The following is a 23,592-nucleotide window of genomic DNA, read 5'->3' as shown; positions in this document are numbered from 1 at the left end:
ACTTAAAGCGTGGCGGCGGTGTAAAGGGCGTAAAGCGCCATGCCCGCCGCCAGCGCGATGCCTGTGATGGGCCAGCCGCCACGCGCCCCGATACGGAGCAGGGCTTGCGAAACGGCGAGGGCCCAAATCCCATAAAGCCCAGCGATCACTTTCAAAAATGGGATCATCGCAGCGGTGGCTTGGGCGTAGAGCAAGCCCGCAACCAACACCACGGCGGGGACGACAAACATCAAAACGCCAAAGAGGCCGAGCCAGAACGTATCGCCAAAGCTCAGCCGGCCCGAGATCAGATCACCGAACCAGCCGGGGGTGAAGATCTTGGCGCGCTCAACTTCCAGCGCTTCCAGTTGCTTTTGATCAAGTTCGCTCATCCGCCCCTCCTGCGATTTGTCGCGACCCTGCCGCAAAACGCCTGTTCCCGCAACCGGGCTCAGGTGGCGCGGCCGAGCGGGTCGGCCGGTAGGCGCCGCGCATGCAGTTGCGCATTAAGCGCGTGCAAGGTGTTCTTATCGTCGTCCAAAACGAGTGCAGCCTCGGCCAGCGCCAGCGCCCGATCAGAGAGCTTTAGCGCCTCGGGGCCAAAGAGCGCCGGATCAATATCGTATAGCGCCATCAGCATTTTTTGCAGCCGGATCTGCACCTCGATCAGCCCGGCCCCGTCGCGCGCAATCGCGGCAAAGGCATCGGTCATCATATCGCCAAGGCTCAGTTCCGCGACCGAGAGGCTGGGATAAATCAGCTCCGGTTCGGGCCGGATGTGCCAGTGCGCAAGCACCCGCACCTGCCGCCCCAAAATACCGATCGCGGTGCCCGGGTCATTCACCGCAGGCGACAGCGCGCGCGAGGCGACCTCTGAGAGCGCCAAAATACCAAAGCGCGGGTCTTGCTCATAGGTGCGGGTTTCGGCCACAACGAAGCGCGAAGCAATGAAGCGCTCGGTCTTCTCATCCAGCGCTTTGTCCCCCAAGACATGGGCGACGGGGGCTCTTTCATGCACGAAATGGCCGGGCAAAACGGTGATGGCAAGCCGCACGCCTGCCAATTTGGCACCCTGTTCCAGCCCTTTCATATCAAGGGTTTGCAAATATCCTGTGGTGGGTGCGGGAATGATATGGCCAGGTGTGGCAGCCTCGGTCAGGCTCAGCCGGTGCCCGCCCAAAAACGGGTTGGCGAGCCTTTCTTGCAAAGCTGCCGTTGCGGCGGTTTCGAGCCGCGCAAGCGTATCGCCGAGCCGCCCGAAATCGGCCAAATGCCCGATCCAGCGCACCAGTTGCACCACCACCGCCGTCACCACTGCGAGCGTGACGATGAACAGGACAAGCCGACCGGAGGCATCATAAACGCCACTTTGCAGCCCGATCAGCCCTGCGAGCGCAAAGATGAACACCCCCATGAACGTGGCAAGCACCGACCGCGAAACGTCATCTTCTTGCAAAAGCTTGATCGCGCGCGGTGTGGCAGACCCGGCAGCCGAGCCAAAGGCCGAAAGCATGATTGAGAGCGAGAAGGTCGTGACCGTCAGCATTGATGACGCAAGGATTTGCAACAGCGTGCCGACCGAGTCTGCGCCAATCTTCAGACCCAGATCCGCGGGTAGGAAGGGCTTGGCCAGAACCGCGCCCGCTGCCGTTGCCAGCCCCAAGGCGGCAAAGGCGGCAATCGGCACCCAGATCTGCCGAGAGATCTGGCGCAGGTTCCATTTCCACAAAGCGCTCATGGTCTCTCCGGGTTTGTGGTCCGCTTCTATCTTTATAGATGGCGCAGAACGGATGCAGAAAAAGGCTGGTTTTGTCGCCAAGTTGACGAGGTTCGCCCCGATTAACATTGAATAAGTGATTTTTACCGGTTCGGGGGCGCGAGGCTCCCCCGATGTCGCGATGATAAAGCCTCGTTCGATGTGCCCGTCCGCACGCAGAATCGGTATTTTCTAGGCTATGCTGGGAAGCGGAATCGGAGGATGGAGGATCCCAGAGATGACGGCCTTGGCCTTTTCCAGACTATCGAAGATCGCCCCAGACCCTTGGCATGTTGCCCATCCGGGGGCTGGCAACATTGGGTACACCTGCCATATGGCGGCGATGCATTGGGCGCAGATGGCGCTTGGGGCCTCGCAGATGCGGGCGAATGAGATTGTGGGCGTGTTCACGCGCCTGCATTGCCCGGGATGCAAAGCCAATGGCAGTGGTGTGCACACCTCGGTGTCCACCACAGCCTATGGGCACTTGTTTTGCCGCCGTGCGGTTTTGATCCCAGATCGCAATTCCCTGCATGGCATGGTTGAGGTGGGCGACGTGCTGATTGCGGGATTGGCCGCTTGGCCCATGCATACGATGGTGCTGCGCCAAAAGCGCGGAGCCGGTCATATCACTGTGCGCGGGTTCAATAATTTGGGCACGCTTGGCACCGGCGAACGCGACCGCTACGACCCTGTTTCCCACAACATCACCCAAGACAAATACTGGAAGGATCCGGCTGCTGGCCTGTTTGGTCGAAGCGCCGCGCCGCTTTGCGTTGTGCGCCATGCGGATTTTATGGAGGCGTCGCGAATGCTGCGCGATGAGGCGATGCGTACTGGCGCCGTGCCCGCGCATTAGTGGCATAGCAAACGGGGGCGAGCCATGGCCCGCCCCCGTTCTTTTCAAGGAGGAAAACTGAATTAGTTGCGCTCTTTGTCGACCATTTTGCCTTTGGCGATCCAAGGCATCATGGCGCGCAGTTCGGCACCGACTTTTTCGATTTGGTGCGCATCGTTGTTGCGGCGGGTCGCTTTGAACGAAGGCTGACCCACGGCGCATTCTTGCATCCAGTCGCGGACGAATTTGCCGTTTTGGATGTCGGTCAGCACGCCTTTCATCCGGGCTTTGGTTTCGTCGTAGGGCAGAACGCGCGGGCCCGAAACGTATTCGCCGTATTCGGCGGTGTTCGAGATCGAGTAGTTCATCGTCGCGATGCCGCCTTCGTAGATCAGGTCGACGATCAGCTTCACTTCGTGCAGGCACTCGAAATAGGCCATTTCCGGCTCGTAACCGGCTTCCACGAGGGTTTCAAAGCCCATGCGGATCAGTTCGACAAGGCCACCGCAGAGCACGGCTTGTTCGCCGAACAGGTCGGTTTCGCATTCTTGACGGAAGGTGGTTTCGATGATGCCCGAACGGCCACCGCCGATGGCGGAGCAGTACGAAAGCGCAACGTCCATCGCTTTGCCGGTCGCGTCGGTGTCGACGGCCACGAGGCAGGGCACGCCGCCGCCTTTGACATATTCGCCACGCACGGTGTGGCCCGGGCCTTTCGGCGCCATCATCACCACGTCAACGCCGGGTTTCGGCTCGATCAGGCCGAAATGCACGTTCAGGCCGTGGGCAAACGCCAAAACGGCGCCTTCACGGATGTTGTCGTGGATGTATTTTTTGTAGGTTTCGGCTTGGAGTTCGTCGGGCATGGTGAGCATGATCACGTCGCACCAAGCGGCGGCTTCGGCGATGCCCATCACGGTCAGGCCTTCAGCTTCACATTTTTTCGCCGTGGCGGAGCCTTCGCGCAGCGCGACGACAACGTTTTTCGCGCCACTGTCGCGCAGGTTCAGCGCGTGGGCGTGGCCTTGGCTGCCGTAGCCAACGATGGCGACTTTTTTGTCCTTGATCAGGTTCACATCGCAATCGCGATCGTAATAGACGCGCATGGCGTTCCTCCATTTATCCGATGCCGTAACAATAGGCAGCCTGCAAAGAGGATGCGTTCTTTATTTGTAAAAATTGGGCTCATTCAGTAAAAGTCATGCTCAAGAAACTTGATTGGCGAAAATATCATGCAAGTAGATGATGTGGATCGGCGGATCTTGCGGCAGATGCTGGCCGCTCCGGGGCTGGCGCGTGCAGAATTGGCCGAGCGGGCCGGGGTGACGCCCGCGAGCCTGTGGCGGCGGCTGGAAAAGCTGCGCGCGGGCGGGGTTATTCGGGGGGAAGAGGCGGTGATCGATTGGCGCAAGCTCGGCTGGGAAGTCGAGGTTTCCTTGCGTTTCACGTTGGAAAAGGCGCATCCGCGCGCCTTTGATGAATTCATCGCGGCTGCCCGCGATGTGCCCGAAGTGATTGAGATACAGACCTTTACCGGGCAAACCGATGTGCGGCTCAACGTGATTGCGCGCGATATGGCGCATTATCAAGAAATATACCGCGCGCAGATTCTGGCGCTCCCGCATATCGCGGATATGGATTCGCTGATGCTGATCTCTACGCTCAAAGACAGTGCGGAGCTGCCACTATGATCGCGCTGGATGATACCGATCGTGCGATCTTGCGTGCGCTTTCCGCAGATGCGGGGCTTGGGGCCGGGGAGTTGGGGCGGCGGCTTGGTCTGTCTCAGCCCGCCGCATGGCGTCGGGTGAAACGGCTTGAAGATGCGGGCGTTTTGGCAGGGCGGCGACTGGTGTTGGATCTGCCCGCTTTGGGCTTTGGGGTGACCGTGTTTCTGGGCGTGAAGCTGGCGATCAAAGGGCGGATTTCTTTCGAAGATTTTGAACGCGCGGCGCGCGCCATCCCAGAGGTGCAGGTGGTGCAGCACGTGTTGGGGCGGTTCGATTATCGGCTAAAAGTTGTGGCGCGTGACATCGCAGATTTTGAGCGGGTGCTGCGGCGCCGGATCATGACCTTGCCGGGGGCGGGGCAGATCGAGGCCAATGTGATGTTGAGCGAGGAGCGGCGCCCCGGCCCCTTGGGGTGATTCATTGTGGCGTATTTTTTGTGCAAGTGGCTGTAAAGTTGGGCGCGTTTGATCTGGCCGCCTTCTTGCTGGCCCCTGCTGTCGCGCGGGGCATGGACGCTGCCCACTTCCTTGCGTCAGATCGGCCCGGAGGTTTTGATGTTCGACACCGCGCGCCCCGTCCGCCATCAGCGCAGCCACGGCCATGCCGCCGTGGGTTTTGATGCTGGGCGGCTCACCACGCTCCGCCAGCAAGGCTCGGCCAAGGCGCTGTTGCCGCATGTGCGCGGCGTGCCGGAGGTGGTGTTTCTGAACACCTCGGGCGGGCTGACCTCGGGCGACACCCTCCACTATGGGCTTGATCTTAAAGGCGGCACGCGGGCGGTGGCCACAACGCAAGCGGCCGAGCGCGCTTATCGCGCTGATGCGGGCGCTGCAAAGGTGCAAGTTCTGCATCAGATCGGGCCAGGGGGCTGGCTGGATTGGCTACCGCAAGAAACCATTCTCTTTGACCGTGCCAATCTGGCGCGCGAAACCACCGTTGAACTCGCCTCTGATGCGGGCTGTTTGCTGCTCGAGGCGGTGGTTCTGGGCCGCGCCGCAATGGGTGAGGTTGTGCAGGACTTGCAGTTTTCCGACATGCGCCGAATTGAGCGCGCCGGAAAACCAGTGTTTTTTGAGCCCTTCTTGCTCAATTCCAACATTCTTGCCAAAGGTCCGCGCTCTGCGCTCTTGGGCCCGGCTCGCGCCTTTGCAACGCTAGTGCTTTGCGCACCGGGGGCCGAAGATGCAGTGGGCGCGGCACGGACAGTGCTCAGCGAACCGGGTGTCGAGGCGGCGGCCTCGGGCTTTGATGGCAAATGCGTGGTGCGGCTTTTGGCCGAAGATGGCTGGCCGCTGCGCAAACAAATTCTGAAACTGATGAATGCGTTGCGCCGGGGCAGCCCGCCGCCGCGCGTCTGGCAAACCTGAGGGAAAGCGATGAACCTGACACCGCGCGAAAAGGAAAAGCTGCTGGTCAGCCTTGCCGCTATGGTGGCGCGCAATCGGCTGGAGCGTGGGGTGAAGCTCAATCACCCCGAAGCGATTGCGATCATTTCGGATTTCGTGGTCGAGGGTGCGCGCGAGGGCCGCTCGGTCGCGGATCTGATGGAAGCGGGTGCAAGCGTTATCACCCGTGATCAATGCATGGATGGCATCCCGGAAATGATCCATTCGATCCAAGTCGAGGCCACCTTTCCCGATGGCACCAAGCTTGTCACCGTTCACCACCCGATCCGCTGAGGTAAGCCGATGATTCCCGGAGAAATCTTCCCCGCCGATGGGGATATTGAGCTGAACAAAGGCGCCGAGGCGGTCACGCTGATGGTTGCCAATACGGGCGACCGCCCGGTGCAGGTGGGCTCGCACTACCATTTCGCAGAAACCAACCCTGGCTTGAGCTTTGATCGTGAGGCCGCGCGCGGCTACCGCCTTGATATTGCAGCTGGAACCGCCGTGCGGTTTGAACCCGGCCAATCGCGCGAAGTGCGCCTTGTGCCGCTTGCGGGCAACCGCCGGGTGTTCGGCTTCAATGCCAAAGTGATGGGGGATCTCTGATGCCGAGCCTGATTTCGCGCGCAACCTATGCCGATATGTTTGGCCCCACCACGGGGGATAAGGTGCGGCTCGCCGATACCGATCTGATCATCGAGGTGGAAAAAGACCTCACCACCTATGGCGAGGAGGTCAAATTCGGCGGCGGCAAAGTGATCCGCGATGGCATGGGCCAAAGCCAAACGCCGCGGTCCGGCGGGGCGATGGATACCGTCATCACCAATGCGCTGATCCTCGATTACACCGGCATTTACAAAGCCGATGTGGGCCTGCGCGATGGCAAAATCGCGGGCATCGGCAAGGCGGGCAACCCCGATACTCAGCCGGGGGTGACGCTGATCATCGGGCCGGGCACGGAAATCATTGCCGGTGAAGGAAAAATTCTAACCGCCGGCGGAATGGATGCACATATCCACTTCATCTGCCCGCAACAGATCGAAGATGCGCTCGCCTCTGGCATCACCACGATGCTGGGCGGCGGCACGGGTCCCGCGCATGGCACGCTTGCCACCACCTGCACGCCTGGGCCGTGGCATATTTCGCGGATGCTGCAAAGTTTTGAAGCTTTCCCGATGAACCTTGCGCTTGCGGGCAAGGGCAATGCGTCGCTGCCCGAAGGGTTGGTGGAACAAGTGAAGGCAGGCGCTTCGGCGCTGAAATTGCACGAAGATTGGGGCACCACCCCTGCGGCGATCGACAATTGCCTGAGTGTGGCTGACGATATGGATGTGCAGGTGATGATCCACACCGACACGCTCAACGAGTCGGGCTTCGTGGAAAACACGCTCGCCGCTTTCAAGGGCCGCACGATCCACGCTTTCCATACTGAAGGGGCAGGGGGCGGCCACGCGCCCGATATTTTGAAGGTCGTCTCGGCGCAAAACGTGATCCCGTCTTCGACGAACCCGACCCGGCCCTATACCAAAAACACGGTCGAAGAGCATCTCGATATGCTCATGGTTTGCCACCACCTTGATAACAAAGTGCCCGAAGACGTGGCCTTTGCTGAAAGCCGCATTCGTAAGGAAACCATCGCGGCGGAAGATATTCTGCACGACATGGGCGCGATGGCGATCATTTCGTCGGACAGCCAAGCCATGGGCCGTGTGGGCGAGGTGATCATTCGCTGCTGGCAAACCGCGGATAAAATGAAAAAACAGCGCGGGCGCTTGGCGGAAGAGGTCGGCGAAAACGACAATATGCGTGCGCGCCGCTATGTGGCGAAATACACGATCAACCCGGCGATCACGCACGGCATGGCCGATCACATCGGCTCGGTCGAGGTGGGCAAACGCGCCGATCTGGTGCTATGGCACCCGGCCTTCTTCGGCGCGAAGCCTGAAATGGTGCTGATGGGCGGCTCGATCGTGGCGGCGCAAATGGGCGACCCGAATGGCTCGATCCCGGCGCAGCCGTTCTATACGCGGCCGATGTTTGGGGCCTTTGGAAAAGCGCGCTTTGCAAGCTGCGCGACTTTTGTGTCTGCCGCGGCAGAGGCTGAGGGCGTTGCAGGCAACCTCGGGCTTGAAAAGCAGGTGTTGGCGGTGGCGAATACCCGCAAGATCGGCAAGTCGGATATGAAGCTCAACACTGCGACGCCGCAAATCGAGGTGCACCCCGAAACCTATGAGGTGCGCGCCGATGGCGAGTTGCTGACCTGCGAACCGGCGGAAAGCCTGCCGCTCGCGCAGCGCTACTTCCTGTTCTAAGGGGGTTAAAGGCTAGCGAGGAACCGCGTGCGCGGTGTGGCGCGCGCGGGCACCTCGGCGGCCTCAAGGGGGTCAGTGGCCGTGGCGGGGCCTTCGCGCAAGACGCGGCGAACCTTTTCGCGGCTGTAAGCCGGGTCGAGGCGGATCTCAGAAGGCAAAAGCCGGGGATCAAACACACGCTCGCGCCGGGTTGTAAGTGTGGCCTTGTGCATGGTGGCGATCTTCGGCAAGGCGGTGTCGCGCAGCACGATTTCGCTCAACTCTGCCTCGCGCAGCCGTAACCGCGCGATTTCGGCGCGGATTTGGGTGAGTTCCTCGGCGGGTGAGGGGGCGGCAGTTGCGGTCATGGCGGGCTCCCGGGCTGGGTGAACGCCTCTCAGCTTGCCGATTCATGTTTAAGAAAGCTCTAAAGGCGGAGAAAAACCATGACGATCACGCAACGCGCCACGAAGGTTTTGGCTGCGGGAAGCTGGTCTGACGCGGCGGACTATGTGGCGCTGGATTACGAGGGGCGTTTTTTGCGCCGCAAACGGCTGGTCGCGGCCTCTGGCGCCGATTTTCTGGTCGATCTGCCGGAGGTGGTGAACCTGACAGGCGGCGAAGCTTTCGCGCTTGAGGATGGTCGGCGCATCGAGGTGCGTTGTGGGCTGGAGCCGGTCTTGGTGATCACCGGCGATCTGACGCGGCTCGCGTGGCATATCGGCAACCGCCACACGCCCTGCCAGATTGAAGCGGGGCGGCTGGTCATTCGCGATGATCATGTGCTGGAGGCGATGCTGAAAGGCCTCGGCGCCAAGGTCGAAAAACACATGGAGCCGTTTCGCCCGGAAAGTGGCGCCTATGGCACGGGCCGCACGATGGGGCACGACCATGGGGGGCATGATCACGGCCACAGCCACGCGCATGGCCACGGCGGGTTCCATGTCCACTCCTGATCTGGCGCTTTTAAGCCTTGTGCAATGGCTTTCGCCCGCGTTCCCAACCGGGGCCTTTGCCTATAGCCACGGGCTGGAGCAGGCGGTCAGTGAAGGGGAGGTCACGTCAGAGGCCAGCTTGCTGGACTGGCTGACGGACATTTTGGAGCATGGCGCGGGATGGAATGATGCGGTGCTTTTGGCCAGTGGGTTGCGCGGCGAAGATTTAGGCGCGCTGGCCGATCTGGCGCGCGCTCTCGCCGGCACCGCCGAGCGGCTGAAAGAAACCGAAGAGCAAGGCGCGGCCTTTGCCAAGGCGCGGGCCGAAATGACTGAGGGCAGCACAAATGCGATGCCCTTGCCCTTGCCCTTGGCGGTAGCGGAAGCCGCGCGCGACTTGGCTATTCCAACAGAGCAGGTGATTGCGCTTTTCCAACATTCCTTTGCCTCTAACCTTGTCTCTGCCGGGGTGCGCTTTATCCCTTTGGGACAAGCGGCGGGGCAACGGGTTTTGGCGGCGCTGCACGGGCCAATTGCCCAAATCGCACAACGGGCGGCCACGGCAACGACCGCGGATCTGGCCCAAACCGCCTTTCGGGCTGAGCTTCAATCAGCCGCGCATGAAACGCTGGATGTAAGGATCTTCAAGACATGAGCAATGGACCTTTGCGCGTTGGGATCGGTGGTCCCGTCGGCTCTGGCAAAACCACGCTGACCGAACAGTTGTGCCGCGCCTTGGCAGAGCGGTGTTCGATGGCCGTGGTGACGAATGACATCTACACCCGCGAGGATGCCGAGGCGCTGATGCGCGCCCAAGTGCTGCCCGCCGCGCGGATCAGGGGCGTAGAAACGGGGGGCTGTCCGCATACCGCCATTCGCGAAGATGCCTCGATCAACCTTGCGGCTATTGCGGAGCTGACAAAAGAGATCCCCGATCTCGATCTGGTCTTGGTGGAATCCGGGGGCGATAACCTTGCCGCCACCTTCAGCCCAGAACTCGCCGATCTGACGATTTATGTGATCGACACCGCCGCCGGGCAGGACATTCCGCGCAAGCGCGGGCCGGGGCTCGCGCGCTCCGATATGCTGGTGGTCAATAAAACCGACCTCGCGCCCTATGTCGGCGTGGACCCGGTGCTTTTGGAGGAAGACACCAAACGCGCCCGTGGCCCGCGCCCCTATGTGATGGCGCAGCTTAAAAACGGCACCGGAATCGACCAAATTGTCGCATTTCTGGTGCAGGAGGGCGGATTGGAGCTTGCGCCGATTCCTGCGTAATGACGCAAGGGCTGTGCCAAATCTGTTAATTTCTCGCCCGAGCTTTGCGCAAGTCTCGGGCGTTTGCTTAAATAATGAACAAATACTAATCTTGGCCTCTTCCCTGCTTGACCGCCAACTTGCCGCGCCGCAGCGCCTTCGGTCTTCTCTGTCACGCGGGTGTGACCCGACACGAAAATCAACACGAACAATGAACGGGGCGTCGCTGCCTTTTGGCGCCCACGGAGGACCGTATGACAGGGATTGGCAAACTGCTTTCGGGGGCCGCGCTCGGCCTTGCGCTCACCGCTGGCATGGCCGCGGCCGAAGGCGACACGATCAAAGTGGGCGTTCTGCACTCGCTCTCGGGCACGATGGCGATTTCGGAAACCACGCTGAAGGACACGGTCCTGATGCTGATCGACGAGCAAAACGCCAAGGGCGGCTTGATGGGCAAGCAACTCGAAGCGGTTGTCGTGGACCCGGCCTCCGATTGGCCGCTCTTTGCGGAAAAAGCGCGTGAGCTGATCACCGTTGATGATGTGGACGTGATTTTTGGCTGCTGGACCTCGGTCAGCCGGAAATCGGTTCTGCCGGTGCTCGAAGAACTGAACGGCTTGCTGTTCTACCCGGTGCAATATGAGGGCGAAGAAAGCTCCAAAAACGTGTTCTACACCGGTGCTGCGCCGAACCAGCAAGCGATTCCGGCGGTTGACTACTTCCTTGACGAACTTGGCGTTGAGAAATTCGCGCTGCTCGGCACCGACTATGTCTACCCGCGCACCACGAACAACATCCTCGAAGCCTATCTGCAGCAAAAGGGCATCGCGGCGGAGGACATCTTCGTCAACTACACCCCCTTTGGCCACAGCGACTGGTCGAAGATCGTCGCCGACGTGAAAGCGCTTGGTGCGGATGGCAAAAAGGTCGGCGTGATCTCGACGATCAACGGCGATGCCAACATCGGCTTCTATAAAGAACTCGCGGCTTCGGGCATCACTGCCGAAGATATCCCGGTTGTGGCCTTCTCGGTTGGCGAAGAAGAGCTTTCCGGCCTTGGCGAGGGCGATCTGAAAAACCTCGTCGGTCAGCTGGCTGCGTGGAACTACTTTGAAAGCGCCGAAAGCGAAGCGAACACCGAATTCGTCGCCGCGTGGAAGGCGAAAATGGGCGAGGACCGCGTGACGAACGACCCGATGGAAGCCACCTATATCGGCTTCAACATGTGGGTGAATGCGGTGGAGCAAGCCGGTTCGACCGAGACCGACGCCGTGGCCGCTGCGATGATCGGGCAAGAGTTCCCGAACCTCACCGGCTCGACCGCGACCATGCTGCCGAACCACCACCTGACCAAGCCGGTGCTGATCGGCGAGATCTTGGAAGATGGTCAGTTCGACATCATCAGCGAAACCGACCCGGTGCCGGGCGATGCTTGGACCGATTTCCTGCCGGAATCGGCGGTGTTGAAATCGGATTGGCAAACGCTTGGCTGCGGGATGTACAACACCGAGACCGAGACCTGCGTGCAGATCAAATCCAACTACTGATCTGATTTCAAACGCTCATCGAAGGGGGCTTTTCGGCCCCCTTCCCCAACCCCGGATCTCCCATGCGACGCTTGCTTCTGGCGCTGGCCGCCAGCTTTGCCCTTGCGATGCCCGTGCATGCGCAAGAGGCCCCGCCCCAGTCGCCCGTCACGGCTGAAGCGCCCCTTACTGGGCTTGCTGCGGTGATTGCCGAAAACGCGAAATCCATCGCCAAACCCTCGCGCAAAACCATTGGTCCGATCATCGCGGCCATTGGCGCGGCGGGGCCCGGTGCGCCCGAATTCCTTGAGGCCTGGGCCGACAAGCGGTTGGGGGAGCGAAAATCCGACAACGGCATTTTCCTTGTGGAGAGTAAGGGCAGTGTCTACCTGCTTAGCGACCCGGTGACGGGCGCGCTCATGGGGGAAGCGCCGCGCAAAGAGATTTCTGAGATCAAACCGAATGCCGGGGTGCGCGGCCTTATTGCCGCTGCGCTGATCGAATTCCAACTTTCGGACGCAAATATTGCCAAACGCCGTGCCGCGCTGGTGGCGCTTTCGCGCGATGGCGGCGCCGAGCATCTTGCGCCGCTGGCAGCCTCTATCCCGACTGAACCGGATGCAGAGATTAAGGCCGAGAAGGAACGCCTTCTGGGGCTGTTGACCATTCGCTATGGCGAAAGCTCGGCGGACCGTGTTGCCGCGATTGAAAGCTTTGGGGCTGATCTGGGGCTTGATTTCCGTGCAAGCCTCAACCCGCTTCTCGCCACCACTCGGCGCGCTTTTGAGGGCGCGCCGGAGGGTAACGTGGCGCAAGAACTTCGCCCCGGAAAGCCCGGTTTCACCGCCGAAGAAGCCTATGATCTCTTGGTGGCCGAAAACCGCGCCCCCGCACGCCTGACCCGCGCCGATTTGCGCGCCGCTTTGGAAGCGCATATCGAAAATGGTGCCGTTGCGGGCATTCCGCTCGCCGAGCTAGACACCCCCGCCCGCCGCGATGAAGCTTATGATGCGCTGGAAGCCGCAGGTCTGGTTCCTGCTGCCGCGACGGATGCAGAGGTTGCTGAAACCGTTGCCGCGCACCGCTACGCCGAGATTTATGCCGAACCCGATGCTGCGGTGACCACCGCGGCCGCGGCGGCGCTGAAATCGGTGTCCTTCAAAGTGGAGGCGATGCAGGGCGCGGACCTCGCGCTCGACGCGCTTTCGCTTGCCTCGATCTACTTCCTCGCCGCGATTGGCTTGGCGGTCACCTTTGGGGTGATGCGGGTCATCAACATGGCGCATGGTGAATTCATCACCATGGGCGCTTACACCGGCTATGTGGTGCAGCTTTATATCTCGGATTACACGCTCTCGATCTTGGTCGCGCTGCCCTTGGCCTTTGCCGTGACCTTTGCGGCGGGCGTGGCGATGGAGCGCCTAGTGATCCGCCATCTGGTGCGGCGCCCGCTCGAAACTCTGCTCGCCACCTTCGGGATATCGATCGCGCTGCAACAGCTTTTCAAGAACATCTTCGGTACACAGGCGCGCCCGCTGACCGCCCCCGAATGGCTCGACGGGGCTTGGGTGCTCAATGACATCGTGGGGATCAGCTATATCCGCATTGCGATCTTTGTGCTGGCGCTGATCTTCCTGGGCCTCTTCTTGTTCGTGATGAGCCGCACAAGGCTTGGGCTCGAGGTGCGCGCGGTGACGCAAAACCCCTCAATGGCGGCCTCGATGGGGATCAACCCCGACAAGATCAACATGCTTACCTTTGGCTTGGGTTCGGGCATTGCCGGTATTGCGGGCGTCGCGATCGGGCTTTTTGCCAAGGTCACGTCCGAGCTTGGGGCCGATTACATCGTGCAAAGCTTCATGACGGTGGTTGTGGGCGGTGTTGGCAACATTTGGGGCACGCTCGCCGGGGCCTCGCTTGTGGGCGGGTTGCAAAAGGGGATTGAGGCGCTCAACCCTTCCAACACGCTTGCCGCGCAGACTTATATGATCTTGTTCATCATCATCTTCATCCAGTTCCGGCCGCGTGGGATTATCGCGCTCAAGGGCCGCGCGGCGGGGGATTGATCATGCAACACACACCCGCTCTTTCATCTTGCTGCACATATCTCGGGGGAACCGGGGGGCTGGCCCCCCGGCCGGTGGAGGCTCGCGCATGACCCAAGGTTTTCTTTCCAAGAACCCTTCGGTTCTGATCTTTCTCTCGGCCTTGGCGATCTTCACGCTGGTGATCACCTTCCTGTCGAACGCCTATGGGGCGGAGTTGATCTCCACCTCGATGGTGAAGACGCTGGGCAAGACGCTTTGCCTGTGCCTGATCGCCATCGCGATGGACCTTGTCTGGGGCTATATGGGGATCCTGTCCCTTGGCCATTTCGCCTTTTTCGGGCTTGGCGGCTACATGGTTGGGATGTGGCTCATGTATGCCCGCACGCGCGATATTGTGATGCAATCCAGCGCTGGCCTGCCGCTCACCCCGCAAGAGCTTTCTGATGCCATCGCCAGCCAAATCTTTGGTGTCGTGGGCACCTCGGAATTGCCCGCAATCTGGGCCTTTGCGGGGTCGCTGCCTTTCCAACTGGCGCTGGTGCTTTTGGTGCCGGGGCTCTTGGCGCTAGTTTTTGGCTGGCTCGCGTTTCGCTCGCGGGTGACGGGGGTTTATTTGTCGATCCTCACCCAAGCGATGACGCTCGCGCTGGCACTTTACCTCTTCCAAAATGACTCTGGCTTGCGCGGCAACAACGGGCTTTCGGGGCTGCAAAACATCCCCGGGCTGGCTTGGGCCGGGCAAGATCGGCTTTCGGTCTGGTTCCTGTGGGCCTCGGCCCTGGCGCTGGGCTTGGGCTACTTGGCGGCTGCTTTCACCGTGTCTGGCAAGTTTGGTTCGGTGATGCGCGCAATCCGCGATGACGAGGCACGCGTGCGCTTTTTGGGCTACCCGGTCGAGGGCTATAAGCTTTTCGTCTTCACCCTCACCGCGCTGATCGCCGCCATTGCGGGCGCGCTTTATTACCCGCAAGCGGGCATCATCAACCCGGCTGAAATTGCGCCCATTGCCTCGATCTACCTTGCCGTTTGGGTGGCGATTGGGGGCCGGGGGCGGCTTTGGGGCGCGGTGCTTGGCGCGGCCTTTGTGTCGCTCGTTTCCACATGGTTCACCGGAGGGCGCGCGCCTGACCTCAACCTTGGCTTTTACACGGTCAAATGGGTTGATTGGTGGCAGGTGCTGTTGGGGCTCAGCTTCGTGATGGTCACGCTGTTCGCGCCCAAGGGGCTTTCAGGGCTGGTGGATATGTTTGACGGGTTGCGCCCGCCGCAACGGCGGGGCGCCCCGCTTGGGCCCGATGATGGCGCGCTGCAAGAACGGGAGGCACAGGAATGAGCGGTCTTCTGGAAGTTTCTGGTATCTCGGTCACCTTTGATGGGTTCCGCGCGATCAACAACCTCAGCTTCTCCATCGGCGCGGCGGAGTTGCGCGCGGTGATCGGGCCAAATGGCGCAGGCAAGACAACCTTCATGGATATCGTGACCGGCAAAACCCGGCCGGACGGGGGCAGGGTGCTGTGGGGGGAGCGCTCGATTGACCTTCTGAAGCTCGACGAGGCGCAAATCGCCCGCGAAGGTATTGGCCGCAAATTCCAACGCCCCACGGTTTTTGAAGATCAGACCGTGGCCGAAAACCTGATGATGGCGCTGAAGGCGCATCGCAGCCCGTGGCGGGTGTTGTTTTGGAAACCCGCCGGTGCCGATCATGCGCGGGTCGAAGAACTCGCCGTGCAGGTGGGCTTGGGCGAGGCGCTGGCCCGCAAATCGGGTGAGCTTTCGCATGGGCAAAAGCAATGGCTCGAAATCGGGATGCTCTTGGCGCAAGAACCGCGCCTTTTGCTGGTGGATGAACCCGCCGCAGGCATGACTTTGGCGGAGCGCGAGCAGACCACAAGCCTGCTCGTGGATTTGGCCAAGACCCATGCTGTGGTGGTGGTCGAGCACGATATGGACTTTGTCCGGCGGCTCAATTGCAAGGTGACGGTGCTGCACGAAGGGTCTGTGCTGGCCGAAGGCTCGCTTGACCATGTCACCGCGAACCAACAAGTGATCGAAGTGTATTTGGGGCGATAAGATGCTGAAAACCGAAGGGCTTACGCTTCATTACGGCGGATCACAGATCCTTTATGGCATTGATCTGGAGGCCCGGGCGGGCGAGGTGACCTGCATCATGGGCACCAACGGCGTGGGCAAGACCTCGCTTCTCAAGGCGATTGCCGGGGCGCATCCACGCTCGGGCGGGTCGGTCACGCTCGATGGGCAGACGGTGGGCAAGGTGCCACCACAAGCGATGGCACGGCGCGGCCTTGGCTATGTGCCGCAGGGCCGGATGATCTTCCCGCTGTTGACGGTGCGCGAGAATATGGAAACGGCCTTTGCGGTGCTGCCGCGCTCGGAACGGTTTATCCCGGACGAGATTTATGAGCTGTTCCCGATCCTTAAAGAGTTCCTCAATCGGCGCGGGGGCGATTTGTCGGGCGGGCAGCAACAGCAATTGGCCATTGCGCGCGCGATGCTGATGAAGCCGAAACTGCTGCTTCTTGATGAGCCGACCGAGGGCATTCAGCCCAATATCATCCAGCAAATTGGCCGTGTGATCAAATATCTACGCGATACCAAAGGCATGGCGATTGTGCTGGTGGAACAATATTTCGATTTCGCCCATGACTTGGGGGATCGGTTCTATGTGCTCAAACGCGGTGCGGTGGCGATGGAAGGCACGAAAGAAAGCCTGTCGCGCGAAGCGTTGCGCGAAGTGGTGAGCGTGTAAGGGGGCGCTGCCCCCTGTCACCCTGTCAGCGCACGCCGAGCCCCGCTTTCATAAGCGTCTTGCGCACGGGTTTGAGCGCGTAAAGCGCGCCCAAGGCCCCGGCGCGCAAATCGCGCAGCGGGCGCGGTTCGAGCATTGAGGCGCGGTTCAAGAGGTCAATCCCCACCTCACGCGCCTTTACCTCGGGCCAGCGGCGACGATGGTAAGCGCTCAGCATCGCTTCTTCGCCCAGATGGCCGGGGTCTTTTTCGGCGAGATCAAGCAGGCACCGCAGATCGGCGAGGCTCATGTTCAGCCCCTGCGCGCCAATGGGCGGGATCACATGTGCGGCTTCGGCAATCAGCGCCACGCGCTGGGCCGAGAAGCGGCAGGCGATTTGCGTGATCATCGGCCAAAGCGCGCGGCGCGTGACGAGTGTGAGCGGCCCCAGAACGCCAGTCGAGCGTTCGGTCATTGCGGCTTCAAATTCTGCCGCGGGGAGTTCTGCCAGTCGTTCCGCCTCGGGCCCGCGCTCCATCCAGACAATGGCGGAAGAGGGCACGCCATCGCGGTCAGGCAGTGGGACCAGCGTGAAGGGGCCGCCTGAGCGGTGCACCTCGGTTGAAACGTTTTCATGGGGGCGCTCATGGGTGACCGCGCAAACCAGCGCCTTTTGCCCGTAGCGCGTTGTTTTAACGGAAATCCCTGCCGCTTCACGGATGAAGGAATTGCGCCCATCCGCGCCAATCACCAGCTTCGCCGTAACTCGCGTGCCATCCGAAAAGCTGACTTCCGCACCGCTATCACGGGTCACAAGCCCGGTGGTCGCCACGCCGGGCCGGAAATCGACAAGCGGTAATTCGGCGAGCCGGGCGACCATTTCGCGCCGCAAGAGCCAGTTCGGGAAGTTCCAGCCAAAGGGCTCGTCAGACAGATCCGCCGCGTCAAAATCCCGGGTGAGCCGTGCGACAGGCGTTTCGCCGCCCGCATCAATGATCCGCATCACTTGCAAGGGCGCCGCATGAGGGGCGAGCCGCGCCCAAAGCCCGGCGCGTTCTAAAATCACGCGGGACGGGTGCAAAAAGGCGGTGGTGCGCATATCCGCCCCCGCCGCGCCTTCTTCGGTGACAGGTGGCGCGGGATCAACGCAGATCGTCGTGAAGCCAGACGCCCCGAAGGCGGCGGCGGCCACAAGGCCCGCGACACCGCCGCCGGAAATTACAATATCAGTCTGTTGCCGCGGCGCAGTGGCATCGGTCATGGCGGTCTCCCTTGATGTCCCGCCATAAGATGGCCCGAGGTGGACCTGAATTCAATCTGTCCGCATGCAAGAAGCGCGTGTCGCGTCAGGAAATGGACATCAACACCATCAGAGCCAGCATCAGGAAGGTCAGGATCACGAACCAGACGGTCATCAAGAAGACCCCGCCCATCATGAAGCCCGCCACCGCGCCGCCGATGATGATCAGCGCCACCAAATACATCACAAAGGCGCCGCCTTTGCCCGAAGTCGCTTGTGCCGTGCTCATAGTGATCCTTTCCCCCGCAATGCGGGTATTTATGCATGATCAATATATGAATAATTGAATCGTGATTTGGATTCGGGCCATGTCGCAAATGGTCGCAGAAAATGAAAAGGCCCGGGCAAGCCCGGGCCGTTTTCGAAACTGTCAAAAGGCGCTCAGCCGCCCGCGGTCATCACCACGAGAAGGGCGAGCATGAACCAGGTCGCGCCAACGCCGAACAGGATCAGACCGCCAAGGCCCATCGTGACGACGAGGGTTGCGATGATCCCGATCACGACGGCTGCAATGATGTACATCGCGAAAGTGTAGTCTTTTTTCTCGTCGTGGCCGTGCGAGGCAGCCGACATCATGCCGGTGTCGGCGGTGGTCATGGTCATGGCAAGTCTCCCTTCGCCGTCTCCCTGACGGCGGTATGCGTTTGCATACGCGCAAAGGGAGATTCGCGTCAAGTTGTCGCGGAGGTTGTGGTTAGAATTATTTTAATCTGCACGGCATTGTGTTCGCTTGAGCGGGCTGAAAAGCGACGCGCAAGCTGCTTAGCGGTGCCGCTGCGCGCGCAAGGCTTTCAAAAATTTTGGCAAATCGGCAGTGTGATGCTCGATATGCGGCGCGGGGGCCGGGCTCGGCGCAACATGGACCGTGCGCATGCCAAGCCCGTGCGGCACAGCAAGGTTGCGCGGATCATCTTCAAACATCGCGGCACGGTTAGGAACCACACCCGCCTTCGCAAAGACAGCAGCAAAGGCCTCAGGTTGCGGTTTGGGGTGATAATCGGCATGTTCAACGCCAAAGATCCCATCAAACAGGCCTGCCAGCCCGCGGGCTTTGAGCACCTGCTCGGCATAGGGAGCCGAGCCATTGGTGAAGACGATCTTGTGGCCGGGCAGCGCGGCGATGGCGGCGCGCAAATCCGGGTCGGGTTCTAGCACGTCAAAGTCGATGTCATGCACTTCATCAAGATAGGGGCCGGGTTCCAGCCCATGTTCATGCATCAAACCGGCGAGCGTGGTGCCGTAAAGTTGCCAGTAATGGTCGCGCAGGTGGTTCGCCTCTTCTTGGGGCACCTCAAGCGTGCGGGCCACAAAATCGGTCATCCGCCGTTCGATTTGGTCAAACAGCCGCGCCGAGGGCGGGTAGAGCGTGTTGTCGAGGTCGAACACCCAGTGCGCGACATGGGAAAAAGCATCTGCAAGCATGGCGCGAAGCTAATTGCGCAAGCGATGCGACGCAATGGGCAGAATTTGCGACTGTGGCGGGTTGTCACGGGGCGGCGCAACGCCTAAGTTGTCGGCGCCTCGACTTTCCGCATACTGCGGCATACAATGGGGCCAGCAGCGAAAGGCCAAAGATCCAATGCAGAAGGATGCTTACACGCTCATTCTCGAAGCGATCGACGCGGGGCTCTATCGGCCCGGCGACCGGCTTGTTGAATCTGAACTGGCCGAGCGCTTTGGCGTGTCCCGTACCCCGGTGCGTGAGGCAATGCAACGGCTGGAAACGCAGGCGATGCTGGCGCGCGATGGCCGTTCACTGATTGTGGCCTCGCTTGATCATAATCAACTGGCTGAGCTTTACGTGGTGCGCGCCGAGCTTGAGGCCTTGGCCGCGCGCTTGGCGGCCAAACACGCCGCGCCCGAAGAAATTCGCGTGCTGCAAGAAATGATCGATATGGACCGCGGGCAGCTCAATGACCCGGTGGCGCTGGCGCGAGCGAACAAACGCTTCCACCGGCAACTGCATCTTGCCTCGCACAACCGCTATCTGGTGCAGCAATTGGACCTTGTGCATCGTTCCATGGCGCTTTTGGCCACCACCTCGCTGGCCGCCGAGGGGCGCGGGACGCGTGCGCTTGATGAGCATCAAGCGATTGTCGATGCGATTGGTGCAGGCGATGAAGATGCCGCCGCTATGGCGTTGCGAGCGCATATCTCGCAAGCGTTTGAAACGCGCCTCAAGCTGGATGCAGAGAGCCGCGGCGAGCACCCCTAAGCCATAGTCCCCTAAGCCTTAGTCAATGAGCGGGGCGCGCGCGACGCGCACCGGTTCGGGTGGCGTGTTGAGTGTGGCGACTTCTGCCACAAGGGGCGAGCGAAGTCCCGGAGCCGACATGTGGCGCAGCCCGTCAAACAGGCCATGGGCCGTCTTGTCCCAGTAAAAGGGCCGGGTGATCACCTCATAAAGCGCTTTCCATGCCGCGATGGCACCAAGTGCGAAATAAAACTGGAGCGTGGGAACCCATTTTACCAATGGGCGGTGCGTCCCCCCACGCACCGCCCAAGCGCCCACCCCGATATTGATCAACTCCGTCATCACGAAGGCGAAGAGCAAGAGCGTCTCAAGCTCCGGTGAGAGGAGCGCCGCGACCGGGTGCCAAAAGCCAAACAGAATTGCCCAGCAGCTCCACAAGAGCGGCGCCAACAGATATTGCGAGAGTGATCCAAGAATAAGGATTTGCAGGCCGATGAAGCGCTTTGTCCCTAGGTCGCGCCAAAGCTGGCGCGGATTGCGCATATGCACGGCCCAAGTCATCGCATAGCCCTTAAGCCAGCGGGAGCGTTGCTTGACCCAAGGCAGGGGGCGGCAATTCGCTTCTTCATGGGTGACGGTGGGGATCAACTCGGTGCGGTAGCCATGGCGCGCGAGCCGAATGCCCAGATCGGCGTCTTCGGTGACGTTATGCGCATCCCATCCTCCCAGCTTTTCCAACGCCTCACGACGAAAGAAAAGCGTGGTGCCGCCCAAGGGGACAACAAGGCCAAGCCGTGCCAACCCCGGCAGAAACACCCGAAACCATGCCGCATATTCAATGGTGAAACAGCGCGCGAGCCAGTTCGTTTGCGGGTTGTAGTAGTCCAACTGGCCTTGCAGGCAGGCCACTTCCGGCCCGGTCTCCGCAAAGTGGCGCGCAACGATATGCAGTTGCTTGGGCTCGGGCATATCCTCCGCGTCATAAACGCCGACCACGCTGCCGCGGCAGAAGTTCAGCGCGTAATTGAGCGCGCGTGGCTTGGTGCGGATCGGCCCGTTGGGCACAGTCACAATCCGTATCCAACGCGGCAACCGCACATCGCGTAGCGCCTCGGCGGTGGTCTTGTCGCTTTCCTCGACCACCAGCACGATATCAAGCAATTCGCGCGGATAGTGCAGCCGCGCAAGTCTTGCAATCAGCCGGGGTGCGATATCGCGTTCTTGAAACAGCGGCACCATGATCGAGATCATCGGCAGCCGATGCGGCGGGCGTGTTGTTTGCGGGGCTGATGACCTGCGGGTAGCACGCCAATGCGCTAGAAACGCCGCGAGTTTTAGGCCGGTTGTCGCAAAGAGCGTCATGATCGCCCAAAGGAACAAAAGCCCGAAGACGCCTATGGGCATCACCATCAGCCCTAGTGCGAGTGCGACAAGCGCCCCAAGGGCCAGCCTTGCGGCGCGCGCTTCGTTATGGGCGCGGCAGCTTTGCGTCGGCTCCACCTTGGTTTCCGCGCGCCGGATCAGGGCAGTTTGCCGCCGTGCCAAAAGCGCTTTGTGCACATCGGCCTCGGGCGCGAGCACCATTCGAAACGGGCCAAGCCGGTGGGGCAATCGCGCGCGCAGGGCGGTAAAATCTTCGGGCCGCGCGGTTGCAATCAGCGTCACGCCGCCGATCTTGCACCACGGCACCATCCGCTCGCGGAGGCACAGTTCCGGGCCGACGATGTCGATCAGGCGCGGGTCGGGCGGTTGCGCGAATAGGTCTACGACGGAGGTGCGCCATTGCCGTGAGAGCGCGGCCATGAGCGCGGCTTCCTCTACCCAGCCGTGGCTCAGCAAAATATCCCCCAACCGAACATCCTGCCGTGCGCGCATCGCGATGGCCTTGAGCAGATCCCCCGGCGCAACGGCACCCATTTCCAGCAAGATCTGCCCAAGTGGAGCGCGGTCTGCCGTGGGGCGGGGCGACGGGGGCTTTTGTGTGTCGCCTTTTGCGGATAAGCTCGAAAGCTGATCGGGCGTATCTGCGGCGCTGCGCCCAGCTTCGAGTTTTTCACGCACAGCCGCCCGACGCGCCGTTGAGCCAAAATCGACAGGTATGATCGCCCGCTCGGCCATCTTGTCCCTTTCGCTGCTAGGCGATTAACCATTCCTTAGGGATACCAAACCTTTGGTTAAGGCTTCGTTAATTCGAAAGGGTAGCGCGCTATTCTTTGGGGTGCGGCGGGATATGCGATTGCGGTGAGCGACGGGCCCAAAATGCAAAAGACCGGCGTGGGGCCGGTCTTTTGGGTCTGTGCTGGGGCGTGGCTTAGGCGCCGCGGCGAGCGGCCATCGCAGCGGCAAAGCGCTCGAACAGGTAGTAGCTGTCTTGCGGGCCGGGGCTCGCCTCGGGGTGGTATTGCACCGAAAAGACCGGACGATCTTCCAGCGCGATGCCGCAGTTCGAGCCATCGAACAGGCTCACATGCGTTTCCGCCACGCCTTTGGGCAGGGTTTGCGCATCGACCGCGAAACCGTGGTTCATCGAGGTGATTTCCACTTTACCGGTGGTGATGTCTTTCACCGGGTGGTTCGCGCCGTGGTGGCCGTGGTTCATCTTGATGGTCTTTGCGCCAAGTGCGAGCGCCAGCATTTGGTGGCCAAGGCAAATTCCAAAGACAGGAAGCTGGGTCTCCAGCACTCCCTTGATCATTGGCACCGCATAGGCCCCGGTCGCAGCCGGGTCGCCCGGACCGTTTGAAAGGAACACGCCCTCGGGGTTATGGGCCAACACCTCTTCGGCGGTGGCGGTGGCGGGCAGGACCGTCACATCGCAACCGGCTGAGGCAAGGCAGCGCAGGATGTTGCGCTTTGCGCCGTAGTCAATCGCCACGACTTTGAAACCGGGTTCGCTGCGGGTCTTGTAGCCCTCCGGCCAAGCCCAACGCATTTCGTTCCAGCTGTAGCTTTGCGCGCAGGTGACTTCCTTCGCGAGGTCAAGGCCCACAAGGCCTTTCCAGTCGCGGGCCTTTTTCACCAGCGCTTCAATGTCAAAGACACCATCGGGGTTATGGGCAATCGCCACATGCGGCGCGCCTTGCTGGCGGATCGCGCGGGTCAGGCGACGGGTATCTACCGCGCCCACACCAATGCGGCCGCGTTTTTCAAGCCAGCCAACAAGATGTTCGGCTGCGCGCCAGTTCGACGGTTCAGTCGGGTCCCATTTGACCACCAGACCTGCCGCCACTGGCTCGTTGGTTTCATCATCTTCCGGGGTGACGCCGACATTGCCGACATGGGGGAAGGTGAAGGTCACGACTTGGCCCGCATAGCTCGGGTCGGTCATGATCTCTTGGTAGCCCGTCATCGCGGTGTTGAAGACCAATTCGGCCACCGTTTCGCCGGTCGCGCCGAAGCCCTGACCGTAAAACAACTGCCCATCAGCGGTTGCGATCAGCGCGGTGGGTTTTTCCGACGGCTGGTGGCTAGTGGGCATGGCGCGACTCCCGGGCAAAAATCCGGCCGAACCTACGGGCAGTCGGTGAGGGCGTCAAGGCTTTTGGGAAAATGATGAAATGCAATGAAATCAATAATTTGCCGCAGTTGTGCCGCGCAAAGCTTC

Annotated in this window: 26 protein-coding genes; 16 read left to right on the top strand and 10 right to left on the bottom strand. The window is 61.0% G+C overall.

The genetic code is table 11. The features are described from left to right. Positions 1 to 2 precede the first annotated feature (2 nt). Entirely contained in the window at positions 3 to 371 is a 369-nt protein-coding gene (locus BW967_RS06375) for a hypothetical protein (protein WP_076484213.1), read from the bottom strand. A gap of 59 nt (positions 372 to 430) precedes the next feature. Further along, entirely contained in the window at positions 431 to 1,717 is a 1,287-nt protein-coding gene (locus BW967_RS06370) for a DUF2254 domain-containing protein (RefSeq protein ID WP_076484212.1), read from the bottom strand. A 256-nt stretch (positions 1,718 to 1,973) separates the two neighbouring features. Between BW967_RS06370 and BW967_RS06365 the strand changes: the two genes are divergently transcribed. Further along, positions 1,974 to 2,594, top strand: a complete 621-nt coding sequence (locus tag BW967_RS06365; RefSeq protein ID WP_076484211.1) for a hypothetical protein — start codon at positions 1,974 to 1,976, stop codon at positions 2,592 to 2,594. Between the two features lie 62 nt (positions 2,595 to 2,656). Here BW967_RS06365 and ilvC read toward each other — a convergent pair whose 3' ends face one another. Continuing rightward, complete coding sequence (ilvC, locus tag BW967_RS06360) at positions 2,657 to 3,679, bottom strand: ketol-acid reductoisomerase (RefSeq protein ID WP_076484210.1); 1,023 nt, start codon at positions 3,677 to 3,679, stop codon at positions 2,657 to 2,659. Positions 3,680 to 3,805: 126 nt separating this feature from the next. Here ilvC and BW967_RS06355 point away from each other — a divergent pair, with 126 nt between their 5' ends. The 6 genes from BW967_RS06355 to ureC all read left to right on the top strand — a co-directional run bounded on the left by BW967_RS06355 (position 3,806) and on the right by ureC (position 8,003). Further along, complete coding sequence (locus tag BW967_RS06355; protein ID WP_076484278.1) at positions 3,806 to 4,264, top strand: Lrp/AsnC family transcriptional regulator; 459 nt, start codon at positions 3,806 to 3,808, stop codon at positions 4,262 to 4,264. Beyond that, positions 4,261 to 4,719: an Lrp/AsnC family transcriptional regulator gene (locus BW967_RS06350; protein WP_076484209.1), complete on the top strand. Its 459-nt coding sequence runs from the start codon at positions 4,261 to 4,263 to the stop codon at positions 4,717 to 4,719. Before BW967_RS06355 ends, BW967_RS06350 begins: the two co-directional genes overlap by 4 nt. Before the next feature lie 138 nt (positions 4,720 to 4,857). After that, positions 4,858 to 5,670 carry an urease accessory protein UreD gene (locus BW967_RS06345; protein WP_076484277.1) on the top strand — a complete coding sequence of 271 codons (813 nt, stop codon included), beginning with the start codon at positions 4,858 to 4,860 and terminating at the stop codon, positions 5,668 to 5,670. A gap of 9 nt (positions 5,671 to 5,679) precedes the next feature. After that, positions 5,680 to 5,982 (top strand): urease subunit gamma, encoded by a 303-nt coding sequence (locus tag BW967_RS06340; protein WP_076484208.1) that lies wholly within the window; start codon positions 5,680 to 5,682, stop codon positions 5,980 to 5,982. A gap of 9 nt (positions 5,983 to 5,991) precedes the next feature. Next, positions 5,992 to 6,297: an urease subunit beta gene (locus BW967_RS06335; RefSeq protein ID WP_076484207.1), complete on the top strand. Its 306-nt coding sequence runs from the start codon at positions 5,992 to 5,994 to the stop codon at positions 6,295 to 6,297. After that, a complete protein-coding gene (ureC, locus tag BW967_RS06330) occupies positions 6,297 to 8,003 on the top strand; it encodes an urease subunit alpha (protein WP_076484206.1) in 1,707 nt (568 codons plus the stop codon). The genes BW967_RS06335 and ureC overlap by 1 nt, the downstream gene beginning before the upstream one ends. A gap of 5 nt (positions 8,004 to 8,008) precedes the next feature. On the opposite strand, the gene BW967_RS06325 is transcribed toward ureC, so the two are convergent. Beyond that, on the bottom strand, positions 8,009 to 8,350 hold the full coding sequence (locus BW967_RS06325; protein ID WP_076484205.1) for a hypothetical protein: 342 nt from the start codon (positions 8,348 to 8,350) through the stop codon (positions 8,009 to 8,011). A 78-nt stretch (positions 8,351 to 8,428) separates the two neighbouring features. Between BW967_RS06325 and BW967_RS06320 the strand changes: the two genes are divergently transcribed. The 8 genes from BW967_RS06320 to urtE all read left to right on the top strand — a co-directional run bounded on the left by BW967_RS06320 (position 8,429) and on the right by urtE (position 16,515). Further along, complete coding sequence (locus BW967_RS06320; RefSeq protein ID WP_076484204.1) at positions 8,429 to 8,938, top strand: urease accessory protein UreE; 510 nt, start codon at positions 8,429 to 8,431, stop codon at positions 8,936 to 8,938. Continuing rightward, positions 8,925 to 9,572, top strand: coding sequence for an urease accessory protein UreF (locus BW967_RS06315; RefSeq protein ID WP_076484203.1), 648 nt, complete (start codon positions 8,925 to 8,927; stop codon positions 9,570 to 9,572). The genes BW967_RS06320 and BW967_RS06315 overlap by 14 nt, the downstream gene beginning before the upstream one ends. Then, positions 9,569 to 10,195, top strand: coding sequence for an urease accessory protein UreG (ureG, locus tag BW967_RS06310; RefSeq protein ID WP_076484202.1), 627 nt, complete (start codon positions 9,569 to 9,571; stop codon positions 10,193 to 10,195). Before BW967_RS06315 ends, ureG begins: the two co-directional genes overlap by 4 nt. 233 nt (positions 10,196 to 10,428) lie before the next feature. Beyond that, positions 10,429 to 11,721 (top strand): urea ABC transporter substrate-binding protein, encoded by a 1,293-nt coding sequence (gene urtA, locus BW967_RS06305; protein WP_076484201.1) that lies wholly within the window; start codon positions 10,429 to 10,431, stop codon positions 11,719 to 11,721. A 62-nt stretch (positions 11,722 to 11,783) separates the two neighbouring features. Beyond that, positions 11,784 to 13,766: an urea ABC transporter permease subunit UrtB gene (gene urtB / locus BW967_RS06300; protein ID WP_076484200.1), complete on the top strand. Its 1,983-nt coding sequence runs from the start codon at positions 11,784 to 11,786 to the stop codon at positions 13,764 to 13,766. Positions 13,767 to 13,854: 88 nt separating this feature from the next. After that, on the top strand, positions 13,855 to 15,081 hold the full coding sequence (urtC, locus tag BW967_RS06295; RefSeq protein WP_076484199.1) for an urea ABC transporter permease subunit UrtC: 1,227 nt from the start codon (positions 13,855 to 13,857) through the stop codon (positions 15,079 to 15,081). After that, entirely contained in the window at positions 15,078 to 15,818 is a 741-nt protein-coding gene (urtD, locus tag BW967_RS06290) for an urea ABC transporter ATP-binding protein UrtD (protein WP_076484198.1), read from the top strand. The genes urtC and urtD overlap by 4 nt, the downstream gene beginning before the upstream one ends. A gap of 1 nt (position 15,819) precedes the next feature. Next, positions 15,820 to 16,515, top strand: coding sequence for an urea ABC transporter ATP-binding subunit UrtE (gene urtE / locus BW967_RS06285; RefSeq protein WP_076484197.1), 696 nt, complete (start codon positions 15,820 to 15,822; stop codon positions 16,513 to 16,515). A gap of 25 nt (positions 16,516 to 16,540) precedes the next feature. Here the strand turns inward: urtE and BW967_RS06280 are convergent, their stop codons facing one another. The 4 genes from BW967_RS06280 to BW967_RS06265 form a co-directional block, all read right to left on the bottom strand. Next, complete coding sequence (locus tag BW967_RS06280; RefSeq protein WP_076484196.1) at positions 16,541 to 17,755, bottom strand: UbiH/UbiF family hydroxylase; 1,215 nt, start codon at positions 17,753 to 17,755, stop codon at positions 16,541 to 16,543. An 85-nt stretch (positions 17,756 to 17,840) separates the two neighbouring features. Continuing rightward, positions 17,841 to 18,023 carry a hypothetical protein gene (locus tag BW967_RS06275; RefSeq protein ID WP_076484195.1) on the bottom strand — a complete coding sequence of 61 codons (183 nt, stop codon included), beginning with the start codon at positions 18,021 to 18,023 and terminating at the stop codon, positions 17,841 to 17,843. 152 nt (positions 18,024 to 18,175) lie between these two features. Then, complete coding sequence (locus tag BW967_RS06270) at positions 18,176 to 18,397, bottom strand: hypothetical protein (protein ID WP_076484194.1); 222 nt, start codon at positions 18,395 to 18,397, stop codon at positions 18,176 to 18,178. A 159-nt stretch (positions 18,398 to 18,556) separates the two neighbouring features. Further along, on the bottom strand, positions 18,557 to 19,216 hold the full coding sequence (locus BW967_RS06265) for a pyrimidine 5'-nucleotidase (RefSeq protein ID WP_076484193.1): 660 nt from the start codon (positions 19,214 to 19,216) through the stop codon (positions 18,557 to 18,559). A gap of 157 nt (positions 19,217 to 19,373) precedes the next feature. Between BW967_RS06265 and BW967_RS06260 the strand changes: the two genes are divergently transcribed. Next, the gene (locus tag BW967_RS06260) at positions 19,374 to 20,009 is read left to right on the top strand and encodes a GntR family transcriptional regulator (protein WP_076484192.1); all 636 of its coding nucleotides are present in this window, start codon (positions 19,374 to 19,376) and stop codon (positions 20,007 to 20,009) included. 18 nt (positions 20,010 to 20,027) lie between these two features. Here BW967_RS06260 and BW967_RS06255 read toward each other — a convergent pair whose 3' ends face one another. Beyond that, a complete protein-coding gene (locus BW967_RS06255) occupies positions 20,028 to 22,106 on the bottom strand; it encodes a glycosyltransferase (RefSeq protein WP_083951994.1) in 2,079 nt (692 codons plus the stop codon). A 193-nt stretch (positions 22,107 to 22,299) separates the two neighbouring features. After that, positions 22,300 to 23,466, bottom strand: coding sequence for a glutamine-hydrolyzing carbamoyl-phosphate synthase small subunit (gene carA, locus BW967_RS06250; protein WP_076484191.1), 1,167 nt, complete (start codon positions 23,464 to 23,466; stop codon positions 22,300 to 22,302). Between the last annotated feature and the right edge of the window lie 126 nt (positions 23,467 to 23,592).

It is taken from the genome of Rhodobacter aestuarii (genome assembly GCF_900156655.1).
Taxonomy (GTDB): domain Bacteria; phylum Pseudomonadota; class Alphaproteobacteria; order Rhodobacterales; family Rhodobacteraceae; genus Rhodobacter; species Rhodobacter aestuarii.
The sequence above is the reverse complement of the archived record's forward strand: the minus strand, read 5'-3'. Positions and strand labels throughout refer to the sequence as shown.

What these genes read in the sequence shown, in the direction of transcription:
- carA (WP_076484191.1), bottom strand. Translation starts at nt 23,466, where the DNA reads ATGCCCACTAGCCACCAGCCGTCGGAAAAACCCACCGCGCTGATCGCA.
- ureC (WP_076484206.1), top strand. Translation starts at nt 6,297, where the DNA reads ATGCCGAGCCTGATTTCGCGCGCAACCTATGCCGATATGTTTGGCCCC.
- urtC (WP_076484199.1), top strand. Translation starts at nt 13,855, where the DNA reads ATGACCCAAGGTTTTCTTTCCAAGAACCCTTCGGTTCTGATCTTTCTC.
- BW967_RS06370 (WP_076484212.1), bottom strand. Translation starts at nt 1,717, where the DNA reads ATGAGCGCTTTGTGGAAATGGAACCTGCGCCAGATCTCTCGGCAGATC.
- BW967_RS06265 (WP_076484193.1), bottom strand. Translation starts at nt 19,216, where the DNA reads ATGCTTGCAGATGCTTTTTCCCATGTCGCGCACTGGGTGTTCGACCTC.
- ilvC (WP_076484210.1), bottom strand. Translation starts at nt 3,679, where the DNA reads ATGCGCGTCTATTACGATCGCGATTGCGATGTGAACCTGATCAAGGAC.
- BW967_RS06365 (WP_076484211.1), top strand. Translation starts at nt 1,974, where the DNA reads ATGACGGCCTTGGCCTTTTCCAGACTATCGAAGATCGCCCCAGACCCT.
- BW967_RS06320 (WP_076484204.1), top strand. Translation starts at nt 8,429, where the DNA reads ATGACGATCACGCAACGCGCCACGAAGGTTTTGGCTGCGGGAAGCTGG.
- BW967_RS06325 (WP_076484205.1), bottom strand. Translation starts at nt 8,350, where the DNA reads ATGACCGCAACTGCCGCCCCCTCACCCGCCGAGGAACTCACCCAAATC.
- BW967_RS06375 (WP_076484213.1), bottom strand. Translation starts at nt 371, where the DNA reads ATGAGCGAACTTGATCAAAAGCAACTGGAAGCGCTGGAAGTTGAGCGC.
- BW967_RS06335 (WP_076484207.1), top strand. Translation starts at nt 5,992, where the DNA reads ATGATTCCCGGAGAAATCTTCCCCGCCGATGGGGATATTGAGCTGAAC.
- BW967_RS06255 (WP_083951994.1), bottom strand. Translation starts at nt 22,106, where the DNA reads ATGGCCGAGCGGGCGATCATACCTGTCGATTTTGGCTCAACGGCGCGT.
- BW967_RS06340 (WP_076484208.1), top strand. Translation starts at nt 5,680, where the DNA reads ATGAACCTGACACCGCGCGAAAAGGAAAAGCTGCTGGTCAGCCTTGCC.
- BW967_RS06345 (WP_076484277.1), top strand. Translation starts at nt 4,858, where the DNA reads ATGTTCGACACCGCGCGCCCCGTCCGCCATCAGCGCAGCCACGGCCAT.
- urtE (WP_076484197.1), top strand. Translation starts at nt 15,820, where the DNA reads ATGCTGAAAACCGAAGGGCTTACGCTTCATTACGGCGGATCACAGATC.
- BW967_RS06315 (WP_076484203.1), top strand. Translation starts at nt 8,925, where the DNA reads ATGTCCACTCCTGATCTGGCGCTTTTAAGCCTTGTGCAATGGCTTTCG.
- BW967_RS06350 (WP_076484209.1), top strand. Translation starts at nt 4,261, where the DNA reads ATGATCGCGCTGGATGATACCGATCGTGCGATCTTGCGTGCGCTTTCC.
- urtD (WP_076484198.1), top strand. Translation starts at nt 15,078, where the DNA reads ATGAGCGGTCTTCTGGAAGTTTCTGGTATCTCGGTCACCTTTGATGGG.
- BW967_RS06275 (WP_076484195.1), bottom strand. Translation starts at nt 18,023, where the DNA reads ATGAGCACGGCACAAGCGACTTCGGGCAAAGGCGGCGCCTTTGTGATG.
- BW967_RS06355 (WP_076484278.1), top strand. Translation starts at nt 3,806, where the DNA reads ATGCAAGTAGATGATGTGGATCGGCGGATCTTGCGGCAGATGCTGGCC.
- BW967_RS06270 (WP_076484194.1), bottom strand. Translation starts at nt 18,397, where the DNA reads ATGACCATGACCACCGCCGACACCGGCATGATGTCGGCTGCCTCGCAC.
- BW967_RS06280 (WP_076484196.1), bottom strand. Translation starts at nt 17,755, where the DNA reads ATGACCGATGCCACTGCGCCGCGGCAACAGACTGATATTGTAATTTCC.
- urtB (WP_076484200.1), top strand. Translation starts at nt 11,784, where the DNA reads ATGCGACGCTTGCTTCTGGCGCTGGCCGCCAGCTTTGCCCTTGCGATG.
- urtA (WP_076484201.1), top strand. Translation starts at nt 10,429, where the DNA reads ATGACAGGGATTGGCAAACTGCTTTCGGGGGCCGCGCTCGGCCTTGCG.
- BW967_RS06260 (WP_076484192.1), top strand. Translation starts at nt 19,374, where the DNA reads ATGCAGAAGGATGCTTACACGCTCATTCTCGAAGCGATCGACGCGGGG.
- ureG (WP_076484202.1), top strand. Translation starts at nt 9,569, where the DNA reads ATGAGCAATGGACCTTTGCGCGTTGGGATCGGTGGTCCCGTCGGCTCT.